Here is a 17,483-nt window from a genome sequence, read left to right as displayed (position 1 = left end):
CGAAAATCTCACGATCCATTGAGATCCAAACCCCTGGAGTTTCTGAAAATGCGACTGACCCAAGCGCTTCTCATCGGTGTACTGGCTGTTGGTGTGACGACACCGGTATTTGCCGAAGATGGCTACGACCGCTCGATCGAATTCAACAAGAAATTCCGCGAGGACCAGAAACGCCTCTGGGGTGAAAAAGACACCGCAGACAAAGCCAAACCGGCAGAGACCAAAGAAAAGGAAAACGCTAAAAGCCCATCCTAGGCTCATGGATGTGCTGTTTCTCTACTTCCTCCTTCCCCCTCGATCTTGAGGCAGGCGCTTGACCGCCTGCCCCGGATCACCCTCAAGCGGCATCCTCCTCAACGCATCGACAGCTGGACCGCCAGCCCCGCCAGTGCACTCATCACCAGCACCTGGATCACACCGCGCTTGAAGTAGAACAGGGCAATAGCGGCGGCCGCGGCGATAAGTGCGGAGGCCCACTCGAATCCTCCCCCAAAGCCGTTGGGCCAGAGCACGTGGTAACCGAAGAACAACGCCAGATTCAGGATCACACCTACCACGGCGGCGGTGATCCCGGTCAGCGGCGCTGTGAACTTCAGTTCGTTGTGCGTCGACTCCACCAGCGGACCGCCGGCAAGGATGAACAGGAACGAGGGCAGGAAGGTGAACCAGGTGACCAGCACAGCCGCCACCGCGCCCGCCAGGAACGGATGGTCGGTGCCGAACATCGGGTGGATGTAGCTGCCAATGAAGCCGACGAAAGTCACCACCATGATCAACGGCCCCGGCGTTGTTTCCCCCAGGGCCAGGCCGTCGATCATCTGCGTGGGCGACAGCCAGCCGTAGTGACCGACCGCACCTTGGTAGACATAGGGCAACACCGCGTAGGCACCGCCGAAGGTGAGCAACGCAGCCTTGGTGAAGAACCACCCCATCTGGGTCAGAGTGCCTTGCCAGCCGAAGATGACGGTCAGCAACCCCATGGGGAGCATCCATAGCGCCGCACCGATCAGGATCAGCTTGAGCAGATAGCTCCAGCGGAAACGGGCATGCGCGGGTGGCGGTGTATCGTCATCGATCAGCGCAGGCCCGTAACTGGCCTTCCCGGAGCCATGCTTGCCAGCGGTCACGAACTTGTCCGGCAGCACTTTTCCGCCGATGTAGCCCAGCACGGCAGCGGCCAGAACGATCAGCGGGAACGGGACGTTCAGGGCAAAAATGGCGACGAAGGATGCTGCGGCGATCGCCCATAGCCAGCCATTCTTCAATGCCCGGGAACCGATGCGGTGCGCCGCATGAACGACGATCGCGGTGACCGCCGGCTTGATGCCATAGAAGATCCCGGCAACCACCGGAACGTTGCCGAACTCGATATAGACCCACGACAGCCCGATCAGGATGAACAGCGACGGCAGCACGAACAGCCCGCCAGCAATCACCCCGCCCCAGGTCCGGTGCATCAACCAACCGATGTAGGTCGCGAGCTGCTGGGCCTCGGGCCCGGGCAGCAACATGCAGTAGTTCAGGGCATGCAGAAAGCGCTTCTCGCTGATCCAGCGGCGACGCTCCACCAACTCCTGGTGGAGGATGGAGATCTGTCCTGCCGGCCCGCCAAAGCTGATGAAGCCGATCTTCAGCCAGAACAGCAACGCTTCGAACAAGCCCACCGGGGTCGCTGGCTTGAGGGGGGCTTCGCCCGTGGCCAGCGTCGTCGTTTCAGCCATGACCGTTTTCCTCGTTGGCAAAGGCCGCCAGCAGCCCGTCGAAGATGCCGTTTGCCGCTGCCATCAGTTGGTTGTCATCGGTAATGCTCTCGCGCAGGCCCGCCAGGACACGCTCGATGCCGGACGCTTCCGCAGGCTGGCTGCCACCGACATCGAGGTAGTGAACCAGCGCGGCGATGCGTGAAAGGCCTGGAGCCTGCAGCACGAAGCTGTCGATCAGGGTTTCGAAGGTGACGCGGTGCCCGACATGGCTGAACGCGGCGCCATCGAAGTCAAAGCCCAGTGCATCGGCGGGGCAGTCGCTCGGGGATTCCAGCCAGAGGATTTCCGCGCCGCTGTCGATGAAGCGCTGGATGAGCCAGGCACAGGCCAGCCGGTCGACCCAGGGACGTCGACGGGTTGCCCAGCGACGCCCCTGGTAATGACTGTGGTCCAGCAGCGTGACGGGATGATCCTGAATGTGCGGTTCATCAGGTGAGAGGGCACGGCTGATTGCCGTCTCCAGCGCTTCCAGCGCGGTCTCCGTCTGCTGCTTCGCAACGCCGGGGAAGAAGTCGATCAGGGCCAACTGGGCGAAGCTCTTGCGCAGTTTTCTGACCTGGCGAGCGACCTGCAGGGCGTTCTCGGGAAGCAGTCCCTCCCTGCACGCGGCGACTTCGTCGCGCAGCTTGCTGTACTCCTCACTCCGGTCGAACAGGCCGGCGAAGCGAGTTTCTTCGTCCGGGAATGCCAGCAGAAACGCAGTGCCGCCGCTGACCGTCACATCGCGCTCCACGGACTCGAACGCCTCGCGGCCCGCGTCCTGCTCAGGCAACAGGTACACACCGTCGCGCAGCACGGCAGCGCCGCAAGCCTTCAACGCCCGCCAGGCACGCATACGTTCGGTCGCGTTGGCCGTGGGGAGTGCCAACACAAGAAGAAGCCAATTTTTCATGTAGAGAATCAAACATAAAATGTATGAATCTCTACTTTAGCTCTGTTCTCAGGAAAATGCACTGCCGGGATGAGGGTTCGATTCACTCACGTTGACCGTATCCCCCCAGGGGGGATACGCTAGAAACATGAATCACCCGCACTACCCGGAGGTAGCGCATGCTATCCGTTCTAAAAAATCGTACTTATCGACACCTCTTTCTGGCCCAGGTGATCGCCCTGGTGGGCACTGGTCTGGCGACGGTTGCCCTCGGGCTTCTGGCATTCGACCTGGCCGGCGCCCAGGCGGGAGCTGTATTGGGTACCGCGCTCGCCATCAAGATGGCGGCTTACATCGGCGTTGCACCGGTTGCCGCCGCGTTCGCCGAGCATCTGCCGCGCAAGGCGATGCTGGTCACCCTCGATCTGGTCAGGGCAGCGGTCGCGCTGATGCTGCCCTTCGTCACCGAGATCTGGCAGGTGTACGTGCTGATTTTCGTGCTGCAGTCGGCCTCTGCGGCGTTTACGCCAACCTTCCAGGCCACCATCCCTGACATCCTGCCGGATGAGCGCGAGTACACCCGGGCGCTTTCCCTTTCGCGCCTGGCCTATGACCTGGAAAGCGTGATCAGTCCGATGCTGGCCGCGCTGTTGCTTACGGTGGTCAGCTTCCACAGCCTGTTCGCGGGCACGGTGGTGGGCTTCCTGGTGTCCGCCGCGATGGTCGGTACCGTGGTGCTGCCCCTGGCGGCACGAGGACCCAAACGCAGCATCTATGAACGCACCACCAAGGGCATGCGGATTTTCCTGCGCACCCCGCGGCTGCGTGGCCTTCTTGCACTGAACCTGACGATCGCAGCCGCCAGCGCCATGGTCATCGTCAACACCGTGGTACTGGTGCAATCCAAGTTCGCGCTGCCCCAGAGCTCTACCGCCATGGCCTTGATGGCCTTCGGCGGTGGCTCGATGGTGGTCGCCCTGATGCTGCCCAAGCTGCTGGAACGACTGGACGATCGCAAGGCGATGCTGGCCGGCGGTGCCGTGCTGGTAGCCGGTTTGATCCTGGGTACCTTCGTCTCCAGTTACCCGGCGCTGATCCTGTTGTGGCTGGTGTTGGGTGCCGGCTACTCCCTGGCACAGACACCGTCCGGACGCATTCTGCGGCGCTCGTCCTCAGCCCAGGATCGACCTGCGCTGTTCGCCGCCCAGTTCGCCCTTTCACACGCCTGCTGGCTGATCACCTACCCGCTCGCGGGATGGTTGGGGGCAAGCGTCAGCCTGACGGCTTCGTTCATCGGACTGAGTCTGGTTGCCGCCGTAGCCTGGCTGGTGAGCAAGCGGATCTGGCGCCCGGAGTATGAGGAAGACGTGGTAGCGCACAATCACGATGACCTGCCGGAAGACCACCCGCACGTGGCCAACGGCAATGCGCATGCGCACTCGTTCGTCATCGATGACGATCACCGGAAATGGCCAAAGCCATAAAGCCCGCGTTGCACGGGTTCTATCGATGATCTTCGCGTAATCCAGAAAGAAACAGGGCCGCTTTAGCGGCCCTGTTTGCATCACTCGTGCGAGTGGCCGTGACCCGCATCGCCAGACTTCGATTCGGTATCAGTACCACCGCAGGCAGCCAACAGGCCGAGGAAGCTCAGCACAACGAGCGATTTGAGGATTTTGGTAGTCATCTTCAGCTATTCCAATTGAGATCAAAAAGTCGGGGCGAACAACAGGTTCGCCCCGGCGGGATTACTTCTTCACGTTCAGGTAGTCGCCAGTCGTGTTCAGCACGATGGTGACATCGGCGTTGGTGCGGTTACGCCAGAACCAGCCATGGGTGCCATCGAACAGCGCGGTCAGGTCGCCCTTGTCGCCTTTCACCTGACGCCCTTTGCTGTAGCTGTGGAAATCGCCTTGGGCGGCGTTGTAGATCTCACCGTGGGTGTCGTGGTTGACCGGGCCGGATGCGGTCCATTCATAGCTCACAGTGCTGCCCTTGAGCATTTCCAGCTTGATCTCCCGACCTTCGCCTGGCGTCAGGGTTACGGTGACCTGATCGGACTTGGCGTTGGCAGCAGGTTTGCTGGATACGGGAGCCGCGGGCTGAGGGGCTGCTGCCACTTGCTGTACGGGTGGCGCTACCGGTGCAGGTGCCGGTGCAGCAGCAACGACAGGAGCTGGGGCCGGAGCAGCTGCCGCTTTCGACGCAGCCTCGTCAGCCAAAGCCTCGGCAGCGAGGGTGATCTTGATCTCGCCCATTTGCGTCAGGCCCATGGCGCGGCCCAGGCCGGTCGGGTCGACCGCGTATTCCGAAGGCATCACCACGGTGACCAGCAGGCCCATGGCGACAGCCAGGGCAATGACGGTGGAACGAACGAGTTGGCGGCTGCTCGGCAATTCGCTTGCCGATGGGAGTGGAGAATTGAACATGATCAGGAGTCCTTAAGCGGTCAGAAACAGGCCGGAGATCTGGTAACCCATCAACAGGAAACCAGCACTCATCATTGCGACGTTGGCGGTATAGGCATGACGCCAGAAGCTTGGGGTCTGCCTCCAGAAGCCCATCAGGATCAGAATGGCGCTCAACGCCATCAGCTGACCGATCTCCACCCCTACGTTGAAGGCGATCAGGTTGGGGATCAGCCCATCGGGAGAGATCTCGTATTCCTGGATCTTGGTTGCCAGGCCGAAGCCGTGCAGCAGGCCGAAAATCAGCGTGGCGGCCTTGGTGTTCGGCTGATAGCCGAACCAGCGCTGGAAGGCGCCCAGGTTATCCAGGGCCTTGTACACCACCGAGAAACCGATGATTGCGTCGATGACGTACGAGCTGATGCTGACTTCCGTCAGCACGCCGATCAGCAGCGTCACCGAATGGCCGACCGCAAACAGCGTGACGTACAGGCCGACATCCTTCAGCCGGTAGAGGAAGAAGATGACGCCGAACAGGAACAGCAGATGGTCGTATCCCGTGACCATGTGCTTGGCGCCCATGTAGATGAAGGGGATCAGCATGACCCCGGTGCTTTCCTGGATGAAGCCCTTGTCACCCTCGGCCACGGCATGGGCCAGAGCTTCTGGCATGCCGATGAACAGCGAGGCGACGAGCAGGAACAGCAGATACAACAGGTGGCGTGAACGCATGGCGAACAGGCCCCCACCCTTTAGGGAGTGCGAATGCATGGATCAATCCTTTCTTGCAGTGATTGTTGGCCGCAGAGCGGCCTTGGTCAGGAAGCAAGCACAGGACGGGGTGGGCGTTCGATACGGAAGATGGGGGGCCAAGGCACGGAATCGCCCAGCATGGCCAGGTGTACCGAGGCTTCGAAATGACTGGAGAAGTGGATTGCAGCTGGTATCTGAGGCGTTTCGTGCTGGTGATCGGGCGTCAGGGGGGAGTGGTAGTGATCAGAGCACTGCGCACAACTCAGGGACGAGTCGTGGGAGTGATCATGAGTCAGGCTCTGGGCGCTCTTTGCCGTGATTTGCGAGAGGACGGAAAGTGAATAGGCATGACCGGTCCAGGCCAGCAGAAAGGCCATTGCCAAAGCCACGATCATGGTCGCTGAAAGAAAACGACGAGACATCCCAATGCTTATCCGGTTGAAACACGGTGTGAAATAGCGCGTTTGACCCAACCCCCCCAGGGGGATAGCATGCAGAGCGTAAAGTATCGCCGTCTGAGACTCAAGTCATGTCAGAACACGTTCACGACCAACCGCATGGTCACGCTCATACCCACCAGACTCACGACGCCATCATCAAACGCCTCAAGCGAGCGGACGGCCACCTGCGCAGCATCATCACCATGATCGATGAAGGACGTGAATGCGTGGACATCGCCCAGCAGCTCCATGCTGTTGAAAAGGCCGTGTGCCAGGCGAAGCGGACACTGATCCAGGACCACATCGACCATTGCCTGGAAGACTCGGTGACAGCCCTGAGCAAGGGCGACCGTTCGGCACTGGACGAATTCAAGCAAATCACCAAATACCTGTAGGCACGGTGCTCGGTTGTTGAATGTTTGAGTACGGCGGTTACCTCGGCCTGTTTCTGGCTGCATTCGGCGCGGCAACCCTGCTGCCCATGCAATCGGAGGCAGTGCTGGGCGGACTGCTGATATCCGAGCGTTTTTCCACAGCCATCCTGCTGGTGGTGGCCACCACAGGCAACGTACTCGGATCGGTTGTGAACTGGCTGCTGGGACGAGGTATCGAGGCTTATCGCGAAAAGCGCTGGTTTCCGGTAAAGCAAGCGGCCTTCGAAAAAGCCAAAGCCTCCTATGAACGTTACGGGTACTGGTCGCTGCTGCTCAGTTGGGTACCCATCATTGGAGACCCGCTAACCGTGATCGCCGGCGTGATGAAAGAGCCGCTCTGGCGGTTCGTCCTGATCGTCACGCTCGCCAAGGGCGGACGGTATCTGGTCCTTGCGATTCTCATCCTGGAGAACCTGAGTTGAGCGCGTACGAATCACCACCTTCGCGGGTTGAACGACACAACGGACAGGACCTCATCAAGTGGATCGCCCTGCTCACGATGGTGCTCGACCACATGCGTCTGGCATGGCCATCACTGGATAACCTGTTCATTCTGGGACGCCTCTCGTTCCCGCTGTTTTGCCTGGCGATCGCCGTGAATGTCTGTCGAACGGAAGTTGGCGCGTTGTTCACTCGCAGCAATGGCCGCTACCTAAGGAAGGTCTGAAGTAACCCTGTATTTCCGGTCGACTTCAGCCCTTGCTGCTTTTGAAAGCGGGCCGTCGATCAAAATCGACCAGGTAACCCGCTCAGTTCTCCGTTTTTGGCCGCCGCGAGCACCTCGCAGCAGCCATTTTCCGCATTAGGGGGCATGCCGAGATAAGGCAAAAATTAGGACATTCGTTCTGTAACCTGCTGTATCTAAAGGATTAACTTTGAGAGGCGCTGCTCAGTAGTGGCGGCTAAATATTGATCAATTATCTATGCCGAGATAATTGCAGATAATTCCCGCCGTCCGTACCCAGCGCGAGTTCATAAGATTGGAGAAATGCCGAGTTAGAGGGCCTGCGAACAGCTTTGGTCGAGGCTTTGCGCTTCGACGCATAACGGCTGCTTAGTACTGGGGGCTCTCCCAGAAGCGACAAAGGCGGCCTCAACGAGACCGCCTCAAACCAAGTTTCATCACCGGTACACGCACCCGGGAGAGGAAGCTCTTGGGCAGGTTTCAATAATAACACCGATCAAAGCGTCACTGCCAAAGCCCTCTCGCACTGCCGAGTAGCCTTCAGATAGTGTTCATTCGCTCTCTCTCGAAGCTACGGTGCGGATGGTTCGAGACCATCATGCGCAAACTCGGGGCCAAGATGACATTATCAAATGGCCAATTATCCTGGAGGCAGTTATGGAAAGGCTCCGCGAAAAACTGGATTTGCCGAGAGGCCACTACTATCTGCACGTCGCCGTACTGGCGGGCCTGCCGGTGTCGTTGATCTCCGATTTGGCAAGCGAGTTGGAGCGATCGCCAGCGCAGATCGCGCAGTGGATCACTGCGTCCCCCGGCAGTGCCGTGATGTCTATACAGGCTGGTGAGGTGTTCTGTCGTCTTATCGAGATCCTCGATGCGCTATTGGAGCTGTACGATGGGGATCTAGGAGGTGCGCTCCACTGGCTAACGGCACCGAATGTCGTGCTGTCCAATGAGAGGCCGGTCGAGGGGGTTTGGGGAGCAACGGAACAGAAAGTGCACTTAAGCCCAGCGCCTGCCCGCAAACCCTTGTGGCGTCTGGTTAGTTCGGGAAAACCATCGTTTTGTCGAACCATTGCATCGCCCTTTGTGATTGGCGTATAAACACACAAACACCTATTAGCGGAGAACGCTATGAATACCATTCGCTGGAATGTCGCCGTCTCGGCCGACACCGACCAGTCGCTTCGGATGTTTCTGGCCAGCCAGGGCGGCGGCCGTAAGGGCGACCTGTCGCGCTTCATCGAAGAAGCGGTACGGGCACACATCCTGGAGCTGAGCGCTGAGCAGGCCAAGGCCGCTAACGCCCATCTGAGTGAGGCAGAATTGACCAACGCGGTTGACGAAGCGCTCGACTGGGCACGTAAGCGCTGATGCGGGTCGTGTTGGATACCAACATCCTGTTCAGCGCCCTGATCTCGCCACATGGCGCGCCCGATGCGATCTACCGTGCCTGGCGGGCGGCGCGTTTCGAGGTGGTGACCTCGCGGATGCAACTCGATGAAATTCGTCGAGCCAGCCGCTATCCCAAGCTTCAGGCCATCCTACAGCCCGCCAAGGTGGGCGCCATGATCAATAACCTGCAACGGGCTGTGGTACTGGAGCGCCTGACCATCGAGGTCGAAGCCGATGATCCGGATGACTCGTTTTTGCTGGCCATGGCCTTGGCGGGCGATGCGGACTACCTGGTAACCGGTGATCGCCGCGCCGGCCTGCTGCAACGCGGGCACATCGAACGCACGCGGATCGTCACGCCCGCCGTGTTCTGCGTCGAGGTGCTGTGATCAATGCCGGTCGGTTTTCTGACTCAAGAGCAACGCGACGGTTTTGGCCGCTATGTTGATTCGCCCAGCCGTGAAGAGCTGGAACGTTACTTCCACCTGAGCGATGAAGACCGTGAAGCCATCCAGGTGCTGCGGGGTAACCATAACCGTCTGGGTTATGCCGTTCTGCTGACCACCGTCCGCTTCGTTGGCGTTCTGCCGGACAAGCCCGCCGCCGTGCCGGTGGAAGTCCTGCAGGTGCTTTGCCGACAACTGGCGATTCCAGACCCCGACTGCCTCCAGCGCTATAGCGATCATCGCCGCTGGATACATGCCACCGATATTCAGAACCGCTTTGGCTATCGTCATTTCACCGATCCGGGCATCGGCTTTCGCTTGAGCCGCTGGCTGTATGCCCTCTGCTGGACGGGCACCGACCGGCCGGGAGTGCTGTTTGAGCGAGCCACCTCGTGGCTGTTCACACAGAAAGTCCTCCTGCCTGGTGTGTCTCAACTAGAGCGCTTTATCGCCCAGTTGCGCAGTCGGGTCGAAGAACGCCTCTGGTTTACGCTGGGCCGCAGCGTGACTGAGGAACAGCGATTGCAACTGCAAGACTTGCTGACGGTGGCCGAAGGCAACCGCAGCTCCCGGCTGGATCAATTGCGCTCCGGCCCGGTCATGGTCAGTGGCCCCGCGTTGATTCGGGCACTGCGCCGGCTCGATGACGTGCGCGGCATCGGCATCACCTTGCCGGCGGCGGCGCACATCCCTCCCAGCCGTATCGCCGCCCTGGCCCGCTTCGCCAACACGGCCAAGGTCACCGCGATTAATCGGCTGCCGGCGTCGCGGCGGATGGCGACACTGGTGGCCTTCGCACTCTGCCTGGAGGCGACTGCGCACGACGACGCACTGGAAGTCCTGGAGGCCTTGCTGCGCGACCTGTTCAGCAACGCGGAGAAGGCCGACAAGAAAGCCCGCATGCGCAGCCTGAAAGACCTGGATCGGTCGGCCGCGACGCTCGCCGCCGCGTGCAAGGTCGTGCTGGACAGCTCGATCAGCGATGACAACGTGCGCGCCCGGCTGTTCAACGACCTGCCGAGGACCACCCTGGAAAAGGCCCTGGAAGAGGTCAACGCGCTGATCCGCCCGGTAGATGACGTCTATTTTCTTGCATTGGAAGCGCGCTACCGCAGCGTGCGCCGCTTCCTGCCCGACCTGCTCAAGCACATCCGCTTCGGCTTCAGCCCGGCCGGCAAGGGCGTGGCGGCTAGTCTGGAGTGGCTGCAACTGAACCTGCCGCGCCGGAAGCCAGAGGATGACGCGCCGCAGGAGATCGTGGCCAAGGCTTGGCAGAAGCACATCACCCGCGAAGATGGCTCCCTCGACATGGGTGCCTATGTGTTCTGCACGCTCGATGCGCTGCGCACGGCCCTGCGCCGCCGCGATGTCTTCGTCTCGCCCAGTTGGCGCTATGCCGACCCGCGCCTTGGCCTGCTCGACGGTGCCGAATGGCTGGCGGCGCGACCGATCATCTGCCGGTCACTGGGCCTGACCATCGACGCCAAAACCACCCTGGACGCCTTGTCCGTCGAGCTGGATGCAACCTGGCTGGCAGTAGCCGCGCGCCTGCCCGACAACCCGGCGATTCAACTGAGCGAGAACACCGAGGGCAAGACCGAACTGTCGCTCGGGGCGCTGGACAAGCTGGACGAGCCCTGCTCGTTGCTGCAACTGCGGGCGGCCGTGTCTGACCTGATGCCGCGTGTCGATCTGCCGGAAATCCTCTTGGAAATCGCCGCCCGCACTGGCTTTTCCGAGGCCTTCACCCATGTCTCCGAACGCAATGCACGCGCCGACAACCTGGTCACCAGCCTCTGCGCGGTGCTGTTGGGCGGGGCCTGCAACACCGGCCTGGAGCCCTTGATCCGCACCGACAACCCGGCGCTGCGCCGTGACCGGCTGTCCTGGGTCAGCCAGAATTATATCCGCGACGACACCCTGTCAGCGGCTAACGCCATCCTGGTCGGAGCGCAAAGCCAACTGGAACTGGCCCAAGTCTGGGGTGGCGGCGAGGTCGCCTCCGCCGATGGCATGCGCTTCGTCGTACCGGTGCGCACCGTGCATGCCGGCCCCAATCCGAAGTATTTCGGCACCGGCCGGGGTGTCACCTGGTACAACCTGATTTCCGACCAATTCTCCGGCCTCAACGCCATCACCGTGCCCGGCACGCTGCGCGACAGCCTGGTGTTGCTGGCGGTCGTGCTGGAACAGCAGACCGAGTTGCAGCCGACGCAAATCATGACCGACACCGGGGCCTACAGCGATGTGGTGTTCGGGCTCTTCCGCCTACTTGGCTACCACTTCAGTCCGCGGCTGGCCGATGTCGGCGGTACCCGCTTCTGGCGCACGCGCCCGGACGCGGACTACGGCAAGCTCAACGGGCTGGCCCGCCAGTCGGTCAAACTCGACCTGATCGCCGAGCACTGGGACGACCTGCTGCGCCTGGCCGGCTCGCTCAAACTCGGCCGGGTGCCGGCGACTGGCATCATGCGCACGCTGCAAACGGGAGATAGACCCACCCGGCTGGCCCAGGCGCTGGCCGAATTCGGGCGGATCGAAAAGACTCTGCACACGTTGACCTATATCGACGACGAGTCCAAGCGCCGCGCCACCCTGACCCAGTTGAACCGAGGCGAAGGCCGGCACAGCCTGGCCCGCGCCGTGTTCCACGGCAAACGCGGCGAGCTCCGCCAGCGCTACCGCGAAGGCCAGGAAGACCAGCTCGGTGCTCTGGGCCTGGTGGTGAACATCATCGTGCTGTGGAACACCCTCTACATGACGGCGGCCGTGGAACGGCTCAAGCAGCACGGCTATCCAGTGCTGGAAGAGGATTTGGCCCGGCTATCGCCGCTGATCTACGAGCACATCAACATGCTCGGGCGGTATTCCTTTGCGGTACCGGAAGAAGTTGCGCGCGGCGAGCTGCGGCCACTGCGTAATCCAGACGACGACCTGTGATCCCCCTAAACGCTATGAGCAACACCCAAGCTGCTGCTGGATCGGCGGGCACTTCACCGAGCCGAACGAACAGAAAACGCAGCAATCCCCTGGGTTGGGGCGCAGCAGCGCCTTGCAGTTGCTGCACTCGTAATAGAACTGGCAGGCGTCCGTGGGCATGGTTTCCGGCTTGGCGAAGCCGCAGCGCGGGCAAGTCAGCACGGACTCAAGGACAATGGCGCTCATCGTGACCTCACTTCTGCACTGTGGAGGGGTATCCCGCGTTCGCGGTCGCCTCAGTCAGTGCCTCGGGCTGGGCCTTATCGGGATCGTAGGTGACGGTCGCCGTCTTCTGGTCGAAATTGACCTGGACGTCACTCACGCCGGACACCTTCTCCAGCGACTTCTTGACCGTGATCGGACAGAGTCCGCACGTCATGTTCTGCACGTCGAGCGTGACGGTTTTCGGGGGAGCCGCCAGCGCCACGAAGGGCAAGGCGAAAAGCACGGCGATCAGCAGTTTGCGCATGGTTAATCTCCTTCAGTAGAACAGCGGGGCGAGCCACGGCACGGCCAATAGGCCGAGCAGCAGCACGCTGACGATCCAGAACACGAGTCGCTGTCGCACGAGCGTGCGCGGATCGGCGCAGGGTGTACCTGGCGTACAAACCTGTGGCACCAGGTAGAGCTTGCGGAATGCCAATCCCAGGAACAGTAGAGTCAACCCGATGAAGAGGGGGCGTAGTGGCTCCATCATGGTCAGAGCGCCCACCCACGTACCGCCGACACCGAGTGCCAACAGCACCAGTGGCCCGACACAGCACACCGACGCACCGATGGCGGTCAGCGAACTCGCGACCAGCGAGCCTTTCCCGGTGAGTTGCATCCCCATTCCCATCTCCTGAGCCTGATTGCCTAGGTGCTATTCTAAACTCCGTACCAAAGTACGGAATCAAGGAGAAAGTGATGGCCACAGAGCTGACCATTGGCAAGCTGGCAGACGCCGCCGGGGTGAACGTCGAGACGATCCGCTACTACCAGCGACGCGGGCTGCTGGATGAACCAGCCAAACCCTTGGGTGGCCATCGGCGCTATCCGGTGGACATGGTGAAGCGACTGCGTTTCATCAAGCGGGCTCAGGCGCTGGGTTTCACGCTCTCGGAAGTCGGTGGACTGCTGACGCTGGATGAGTCGTGCGCCTGTGCCGAAACGCGAGCACGGGCTGCACGCAAGCTCGCGTTGATCGAGCAGAAGATGGCCGACTTGGTCGTCATGCAGCAACTGTTAGGCGAACTGGTGCAGCAATGTGATGCGGGAGACGGCGGAACGATCTGCCCGATCATCGAGGCACTGATCAGAGAGTAATGCCTGGCGGGTGAGCTGGAGATCGGAAAGCCCCTTTACGGTGGGATTCAGAGCTTACGTTGGTTTTTGGTTCCATTGCTCCCCAAACCCCTTAATAGCTTTGAGACCATCTTCCAAGCCTTGACCCTCGGAAGCAGCGCCGCATTTGAAACTGCCCTCCAAACACTCATCGAAGAGGAGAACAAAGCGAGTGGTTTGAGCTCCATTTACTCCGAGCTCCTCAATCACCACGATGCCATGTCTGCCGGACTTCAGAAGGTGCCAAACGAGGCTGCCTGCTTGCTTTGCGGGCACGACTATAAGACTCATGATGCGCTGGCTCACGCCATTGCTCAGCATGGCCATCTAATTCGCTCACAACTCTCAGGGCAGGATCGGCAACTGGTGGCGGCGAGGGATTCTTTCAACACGATTCATCTCTCTCCCTTGCTCCAGACCTGTGCCACTTATCTCGAGCGGACGGCGGCTTCCACCCAAGAGGACTTACTCGCACTATCTAAAGCGCTAGCTGCAAAAGAGCGCTTTGAGAAGCTCAGAAAATGGCTACTGTCGGAACGCATTGAGCATGATGACTTGCTTGCAACGACGTTTCCGGTTCAAGGCGGATATAACTACATTGCCGAGGCGACCGGAAACTTATGTGAGCGGATACGCTCGGCAATCGGTGCAGCACCAGAGGGCTATTACGAAGCCAACGGCGCCAATGTATTTGAAAGAATTTATAGGGATTATTTCAACGGCGAACAGGACAAGTTGGCTCTGGTGAGCATCGACCTGCTAGATAAGAAAGAGATCTACATCAAGAGCCTCTATTTCAACTCGCTGAAGGAGATATCCGAAGAGCTCGCCAAGCTGCTGAAACAGTATGAAAATTTAGAGCGTGCTGCATCAGACGTGGGTGAGCTCATAACAATAGTTCGGACTCAGATCCGGCAGTACCGGAAAAAGCTGATCACCGACATCGAGATTCCCTTCTACATTTACTCCGGTAAGATCCTCCAGACCCATCAGGCTGGGCTTGGCCATGGCATATTCATCAAAGACCCAACGGGTGAAGATGAGCTGAAGAACGTGCGCCTCGTTTCCAACTGGGAAAGCGACCACGATATTCTCAACACCATGAGCTCCGGGCAGATTTCCGCTGTAGTCATCGCTTTGACTCTGGCACTGCATCGGGTCTACTCTACTAAGTTTTCTAGCATTCTCATCGATGACCCTGTCCAGACTATGGACGACATTAACATGGCCTCTCTGGTCGAGGTGCTGCGTAACGACTTCAGCGAGAAGCAGATCATCCTGTCCACGCATGAGGACAAAGTAGCTAGGTACTTCACCTACAAGTATTTGAAGCACAGCGAGAACGTCAAAATCATCAACCTTATGCAAAGGAAAGAGTACGTTCCAAGCAACAAATATCTCTACAGATCGGAAAGCGCCAGCTAATTCCCGCCCGACAGAGTGGTTAGGCGATCAAGTTGCTTAAGCTTCTATTCTATTTGATCGGCACTTTCGGTGCGATTTCTATCGGCCACGTTCGGTCTAATAATGGCACAGAGCGTCCGCTTTTAGCTTTCTTGCTTCTCGCAACCGGTCGCTTTGGGTCGACTCCAGCCTTTCACGACTGTCAGCCCCGACCCAAAGCGGTTATCCACATGCGTGTCGGCTGGAATGTGTGCCGGTCTCTGACGCGACCGCGCGATCTGGCTATACGTTGACCTACTGACTGGATCCTGCGGCGCTAATGTCGAACGGCATCAAAAGGATAGTCCTCTATACGATAAATCAAGGCTTTCGACCAGTAGCGTTCTTACCAGCCCTCAGGCAGAGCCAGCCCAAGCTTTGCGAGCTCTTCCTTCAGCTTATCCCGCTGCCGTTCTGCTTCCGCCATGCGCTCCTGCTCGCTTCCCTCATAGTTAGTGTGCAGCCAAGCCGATGGGATAGGAAGCATGCCCACTGTTATGGAGGCTCTGTCGCTCTGGATGTGCTGATGAATTCGTCGAATGGTCGAGAACTGACCGCGCTCAGGAACGCCCGCGCCTTCCACTTCTCCCACTTTGCTGAGCACCAAGCGCATTGCGGGCGACTGATACAGCCGCAGTTGCAGCGACATCGAACGCCCTACGTTGCGGGGGATACCATTCAACGACCAAAACGTGTCCAGTGCAGACATGACGCCCGCAACACAAGTCGCCACACGAACAGGTGCGGGCTCATATCGGGTACTTCCGGTCTCGAAATACGTCTTTCCTAATAGGCCGATTGCCGCGCCAATCGCCTCCACGCGCGCACCCGTCTCCTTCCCGCCGGGTAACCCGGTCACCATGTCTTGTATCTTGTCGCCAATCGTCATTGCCACCATGGCTACCTTAGTGCCGAAGAAGTCTGCCCATACTTCAAGAGCCTTGGTGTCTTGGTTGGACTCATCTCGAAACCCGCCATGCACGTTGAGTAGGTGTGCTGTCTCGTGGCCCAGAACCAGGAGTATGAACATCATCCTCTCTAGGCTGTCGACCTCACATTCCGCGAGGTCAGTGCTGATCAGGATGCGTCCACTGTCTGCACTGCCTCTATATGCTGTGCGCGTGCCTTGCACAGAGATATTCATCACAAAGCCTGCCGTCGGGTAGAAGAATCCCTCTATGTCAGACTTGAATGCGTCAATTACGTCTCTTCCCTTTAGCACTTCTTCGATCCATTACTTATTTCCCCAATCTAATAGTATCAAAATCGATTCCCGTACATGTTGAGGTTTGAAGATGCTTCCTTGGCGGGGGTCTGCTTAGGCGGAATCATTACTGCGAGTCAGCTAAAATGAATGCGGTTCCCCAGAGGAGTTGCAACCCACGTTGCGGCGCTCCATGGCGAGCGCGAGGCGTTTCTTGCTCACAAGATTCAATCAGGCTTGGGCTGTCTCCATGACTTTGGCGTGGATGTCCGCTTCTGGCCGTATACAGCCGTTCCCTCCCCAAGCCATAGCCTCTCCCATACCTGGTCGGCACATCTATTATTGCCACCCGCAGAACCACAATCTCCCCCACTGCTAACCGCAATAGCTGCGGCTTGAGTAGTGCGGATTCGTTTTTTGGAATCTGGTGTTGGCGGGTATTGTGCTGCTGGCCCTCGCCCCAACCCTCTCCCGCACGCGGGAAAGGGGGCCGGGCGTGCCTTGTGGGTCGAGCGCCTCGCTCGGGCGCAGCCTGGAACGATGTCTACCCTCCCCTAGCCCCGGGCATCTGGAATCTGGAATTCGGCCCCCAGCCCAGGCAACCAGAAGCGCCGGAAACGCGCCCTGAATGATTTCAGATTCGCGCCGAAACCTTCGAAAGCCGTTTCCTCGCCCCCGAAAGCCGCCGAGACTGCCCTGCGGCTTTCGCTGCGCAACGGCTAGTCGCCTACTTGCACCGGTCGCTCAGCCTGACCAGCGATGCGCCGTACACCGCGTCGTCTTCGGAGGCGAAGATCGCGTCGCCTTCGACGGAGGCGCCCGGCTTGAGGGTATCGGCGGTGAGTTCCTCGTCCACGGTATCCAGCCTGAAGGACTGGCCGGCGGCGGACAGCGCCACCAGGCAGCTGTTCTTCAGGCTGATCTCGCTCTTCGCCGCATTCACCAGGCGGACCTTGAAGGCCTGGGTGCGGAAGTGCTTGTCGCCGACGGATACGCTGCCCTTGTCGCCCTGGCGGGCGAAGACCATCACTGCGTCCGGCGCGGCGGCGAAGCCGAGGGAAGGAGCGGCCAGCAGGCCGGCCAGGGTCAGGGCCATTGCGTTCTTCATACTGATTTCCTTTGGCAAAGACTGAACGACCCGGTGATTTTCCGTGGGTCTTTTCGCCGCTATCAAGCGCAGTGCCAAGGAATGCGGGGCGCCTCGTGTTCTGCAAGTCGGAGGGTTTCCAGCGGAACTTTTCCCGCAACCGTGCTTCCAGGCGAAAACCGCTCGCTACGCGGAGCGCCGGTCTTCGGCCCCACACGATCCTCGCGCCCGCCAGGCTGTCCTCGAACGCTT

At 59.8% G+C, this 17,483-nt stretch carries 20 protein-coding genes and 1 pseudogene; 11 read left to right on the top strand and 10 right to left on the bottom strand.

Translation table 11 applies throughout. From position 1 onward, the window contains the following. The first annotated feature begins 48 nt into the window (after window positions 1–48). Window positions 49–255, top strand: coding sequence for a hypothetical protein (locus tag LT948_RS27835; RefSeq protein ID WP_003089081.1), 207 nt, complete (start codon window positions 49–51; stop codon window positions 253–255). 98 nt (window positions 256–353) lie between these two features. Here LT948_RS27835 and chrA read toward each other — a convergent pair whose 3' ends face one another. Then, window positions 354–1,721, bottom strand: coding sequence for a chromate efflux transporter (gene chrA / locus LT948_RS27830; RefSeq protein ID WP_003089083.1), 1,368 nt, complete (start codon window positions 1,719–1,721; stop codon window positions 354–356). After that, window positions 1,714–2,655 (bottom strand): chromate resistance protein ChrB domain-containing protein, encoded by a 942-nt coding sequence (locus tag LT948_RS27825; RefSeq protein ID WP_023095846.1) that lies wholly within the window; start codon window positions 2,653–2,655, stop codon window positions 1,714–1,716. The genes chrA and LT948_RS27825 overlap by 8 nt, the downstream gene beginning before the upstream one ends. A gap of 158 nt (window positions 2,656–2,813) precedes the next feature. On the opposite strand from LT948_RS27825, the gene LT948_RS27820 reads away from it, so the two are divergent. Further along, complete coding sequence (locus tag LT948_RS27820) at window positions 2,814–4,118, top strand: MFS transporter (protein WP_003089087.1); 1,305 nt, start codon at window positions 2,814–2,816, stop codon at window positions 4,116–4,118. 80 nt (window positions 4,119–4,198) lie between these two features. Here the strand turns inward: LT948_RS27820 and LT948_RS33225 are convergent, their stop codons facing one another. From LT948_RS33225 to LT948_RS27810, 3 genes are all read right to left on the bottom strand, one after another. Next, on the bottom strand, window positions 4,199–4,321 hold the full coding sequence (locus tag LT948_RS33225; protein WP_016713062.1) for a hypothetical protein: 123 nt from the start codon (window positions 4,319–4,321) through the stop codon (window positions 4,199–4,201). A gap of 61 nt (window positions 4,322–4,382) precedes the next feature. After that, window positions 4,383–5,063, bottom strand: coding sequence for a hypothetical protein (locus LT948_RS27815; protein ID WP_003089089.1), 681 nt, complete (start codon window positions 5,061–5,063; stop codon window positions 4,383–4,385). Window positions 5,064–5,075: 12 nt separating this feature from the next. Continuing rightward, a complete protein-coding gene (locus LT948_RS27810) occupies window positions 5,076–5,813 on the bottom strand; it encodes a HupE/UreJ family protein (protein ID WP_003089091.1) in 738 nt (245 codons plus the stop codon). Window positions 5,814–6,324: 511 nt separating this feature from the next. Here LT948_RS27810 and LT948_RS27805 point away from each other — a divergent pair. From LT948_RS27805 to LT948_RS27775, 7 genes and pseudogenes are all read left to right on the top strand, one after another. After that, window positions 6,325–6,630, top strand: a complete 306-nt coding sequence (locus LT948_RS27805) for a metal-sensing transcriptional repressor (protein ID WP_003089094.1) — start codon at window positions 6,325–6,327, stop codon at window positions 6,628–6,630. Window positions 6,631–6,650: 20 nt separating this feature from the next. After that, window positions 6,651–7,091: a YqaA family protein gene (locus tag LT948_RS27800; RefSeq protein WP_003089095.1), complete on the top strand. Its 441-nt coding sequence runs from the start codon at window positions 6,651–6,653 to the stop codon at window positions 7,089–7,091. Continuing rightward, window positions 7,088–7,324: pseudogene (locus tag LT948_RS27795) on the top strand (TraX family protein); the annotation flags it as partial. The gene LT948_RS27800 and the pseudogene LT948_RS27795, both read left to right, overlap by 4 nt. A 687-nt stretch (window positions 7,325–8,011) precedes the next feature. Next, window positions 8,012–8,458 (top strand): hypothetical protein, encoded by a 447-nt coding sequence (locus tag LT948_RS27790; RefSeq protein ID WP_003288519.1) that lies wholly within the window; start codon window positions 8,012–8,014, stop codon window positions 8,456–8,458. Between the two features lie 30 nt (window positions 8,459–8,488). Beyond that, the gene (locus tag LT948_RS27785) at window positions 8,489–8,728 is read left to right on the top strand and encodes a ribbon-helix-helix domain-containing protein (RefSeq protein WP_003089107.1); all 240 of its coding nucleotides are present in this window, start codon (window positions 8,489–8,491) and stop codon (window positions 8,726–8,728) included. Next, window positions 8,728–9,138: a putative toxin-antitoxin system toxin component, PIN family gene (locus tag LT948_RS27780; RefSeq protein ID WP_003150546.1), complete on the top strand. Its 411-nt coding sequence runs from the start codon at window positions 8,728–8,730 to the stop codon at window positions 9,136–9,138. The genes LT948_RS27785 and LT948_RS27780 overlap by 1 nt, the downstream gene beginning before the upstream one ends. Before the next feature lie 3 nt (window positions 9,139–9,141). Next, window positions 9,142–12,135: a Tn3 family transposase gene (locus LT948_RS27775; protein WP_003299771.1), complete on the top strand. Its 2,994-nt coding sequence runs from the start codon at window positions 9,142–9,144 to the stop codon at window positions 12,133–12,135. 12 nt (window positions 12,136–12,147) lie between these two features. On the opposite strand, the gene LT948_RS27770 is transcribed toward LT948_RS27775, so the two are convergent. Genes LT948_RS27770 through LT948_RS27760 form a run of 3 tightly spaced genes read right to left on the bottom strand, consistent with a single transcriptional unit; the run spans window position 12,148 to window position 13,006 of the window. Continuing rightward, the gene (locus tag LT948_RS27770) at window positions 12,148–12,360 is read right to left on the bottom strand and encodes a GDCCVxC domain-containing (seleno)protein (RefSeq protein ID WP_003089113.1); all 213 of its coding nucleotides are present in this window, start codon (window positions 12,358–12,360) and stop codon (window positions 12,148–12,150) included. A 7-nt stretch (window positions 12,361–12,367) separates the two neighbouring features. Next, entirely contained in the window at window positions 12,368–12,643 is a 276-nt protein-coding gene (gene merP / locus LT948_RS27765; RefSeq protein WP_003150552.1) for a mercury resistance system periplasmic binding protein MerP, read from the bottom strand. 12 nt (window positions 12,644–12,655) lie between these two features. Next, window positions 12,656–13,006, bottom strand: a complete 351-nt coding sequence (locus LT948_RS27760; RefSeq protein ID WP_003089115.1) for a mercuric transporter MerT family protein — start codon at window positions 13,004–13,006, stop codon at window positions 12,656–12,658. A gap of 74 nt (window positions 13,007–13,080) precedes the next feature. Between LT948_RS27760 and merR the strand changes: the two genes are divergently transcribed. Both merR and LT948_RS27750 read left to right on the top strand, forming a co-directional pair. Continuing rightward, window positions 13,081–13,479: an Hg(II)-responsive transcriptional regulator gene (gene merR, locus LT948_RS27755; RefSeq protein ID WP_003089120.1), complete on the top strand. Its 399-nt coding sequence runs from the start codon at window positions 13,081–13,083 to the stop codon at window positions 13,477–13,479. Window positions 13,480–13,545: 66 nt separating this feature from the next. After that, entirely contained in the window at window positions 13,546–14,922 is a 1,377-nt protein-coding gene (locus LT948_RS27750) for a hypothetical protein (protein WP_218816337.1), read from the top strand. Between the two features lie 364 nt (window positions 14,923–15,286). Here the strand turns inward: LT948_RS27750 and LT948_RS27745 are convergent, their stop codons facing one another. Further along, complete coding sequence (locus tag LT948_RS27745; protein WP_023980447.1) at window positions 15,287–16,162, bottom strand: M48 family metalloprotease; 876 nt, start codon at window positions 16,160–16,162, stop codon at window positions 15,287–15,289. Between the two features lie 709 nt (window positions 16,163–16,871). Further along, window positions 16,872–17,252, bottom strand: coding sequence for a DUF4354 family protein (locus LT948_RS27740; RefSeq protein ID WP_023112951.1), 381 nt, complete (start codon window positions 17,250–17,252; stop codon window positions 16,872–16,874). Window positions 17,253–17,483 lie beyond the last annotated feature (231 nt).

Source organism: Pseudomonas sp. CP-1 (assembly GCF_021213715.1).
Classification (GTDB): Bacteria; Pseudomonadota; Gammaproteobacteria; order Pseudomonadales; family Pseudomonadaceae; genus Pseudomonas; species Pseudomonas aeruginosa.
Note: the sequence above shows the minus strand (reverse complement) of the source record. Positions and strands in the feature narration are given on the sequence as shown.